This is a genomic window from Staphylococcus sp. 231237_7MaSpsaltlick (assembly GCF_043107035.1).
On sequence record NZ_JBICNX010000110.1, the window covers coordinates 1 to 1,617 of the forward strand.

Here is a 1,617-nt window from a genome sequence, read left to right on the forward strand (position 1 = left end):
TCCTGGTATGAAATATAAGAAACACATTCCTACTGGGTACGTTGGAACTGAAAAACAAAACATTTTAAATCTTACGGCTGTGTTAAAGGGCGAAGATTTGTATTATTACAATTCGGAATATAAAAGCCCTAATTATTCCATATTTGGACATGCCGAAGTCCCTACGATATTTGATGATAATGTTTTGGATAAAACAGAGTTAACAGGGAAACTAAAAGCCGAAATACAAGATGAACCCACTGTTGAACTTAGTACAAATTATTTAGGATTTGAACAAATACATGAAAACAATATTGTTCATTTCATACACGAACCATTAGGTTTCAATACTGATCTTAAAGTCGTCAAAATAACTGAACCACACCCGTTAGTTAACGAACCAATTGATGTTGAATTTAGCAATGCTAAACAAGATATTATTAGTATTCAACAAAAAATAAATAAAAGAATAAAACAAATAAATAAACCTAGTAAATTAACAATATCTAACGCATCGAGCATTGGTTTAGATTATGACATAGTTGGGAGTGTGACAGTAGATGAGTAAAGATGTCGATGCAATACAATTCAGAAATAATGAAGGTGAATACGTTTATGCTAAATCACATTTAGATGCAATAGATGGGATGGAAGAATATACAGAATCATTAACGTGGTCTATACAGTTCATGGGTGATTATATACTTGATTCGGGTTGGATTCCTTTCGACTACAACGCTGGTACAGGTGTGAAAGTCAACACGAGATACAAGGATGGTTTCCAATGTGCCATAAGAGATACAACTTTTAATCCATTAAAATTCGGAAACGGTAATTACCAAGTAACAAAAATGATAAGAATTAATGCAGAAAACTTTAGTTCAGGTATGCAATTATTCCAGTTACCTATTGGGTTTGTTAGTAAACCGGTTAGGTTCCAAATGTCAGGTAATGGACATAGATTGCCTTATACGTTGGAAATTTTAACAGATGGTAAAGTTATGGTTTTTGTACATCCGTCAGAACAGTCATATTCTGATGCATCAAATTGGATATATGGTCAATACACATGGATAGAATAGGAGAGTGGTAATAAATGTCAAATTTATTTGAGAATTTACCTTACAGTTTAAACAATGAATTTCGAGGTTACTTGGTATATAATTTCAAGACTTTAAATCAAGATAGACTGATAGCTCAACAAAGAGTTGACGAACATAAGAATCAAGAACTTAAAGCACATACCTCAAAGCAAATAGATCATAACGGTAAACCACTTAGTGAAACAGTTAACGTTTTAACTGGTCGAGTAGACACTCAAATTTGGGGAGCTAGCAAGAACAGTTCGGCAGAGGTTAAAGATATTCGTGTAGGAATGGACGGTCAAGTTCATGATTTAGCACAAGACAGATTGATGCAAGACTTTGCCAAGATTGATGAAGTTGCAAAACAAGCCGATGATATGGCTCAAAAGCATGAGGGGCAAATTAAAGAAAGTGCTTACTATAATGAAATAACTTATGTGAGTGGTCGTAAGTTTGATACAACTTATAAAATCGTTCATATTCCTTACAGAGATTCTGACGGTAATATAATTAAAATTAGAAAAGGTGTATCGGGTAGTAACCCAAGTAAACC

Annotated in this window: 3 protein-coding genes; all 3 read left to right on the forward strand. The window is 33.5% G+C overall.

From position 1 onward, the window contains the following. Positions 1-547, forward strand: a 547-nt coding sequence (locus ACF91D_RS30155) for a phage tail protein (RefSeq protein ID WP_392438414.1), incomplete at its 5' end; no start/stop codon positions are given. Then, positions 540-1,061 carry a hypothetical protein gene (locus ACF91D_RS30160; RefSeq protein ID WP_234115512.1) on the forward strand — a complete coding sequence of 174 codons (522 nt, stop codon included), beginning with the start codon at positions 540-542 and terminating at the stop codon, positions 1,059-1,061. The genes ACF91D_RS30155 and ACF91D_RS30160, both read left to right, overlap by 8 nt. 14 nt (positions 1,062-1,075) lie before the next feature. Continuing rightward, the coding region (locus ACF91D_RS30165) for a hypothetical protein (protein ID WP_392438417.1) at positions 1,076-1,617 on the forward strand (542 nt) is incomplete at its 3' end.

Bases quoted from the DNA above. Each gene is read 5' to 3' on its own strand.
- ACF91D_RS30160 (WP_234115512.1), top strand. From the start codon at position 540: ATGAGTAAAGATGTCGATGCAATACAATTCAGAAATAATGAAGGTGAA.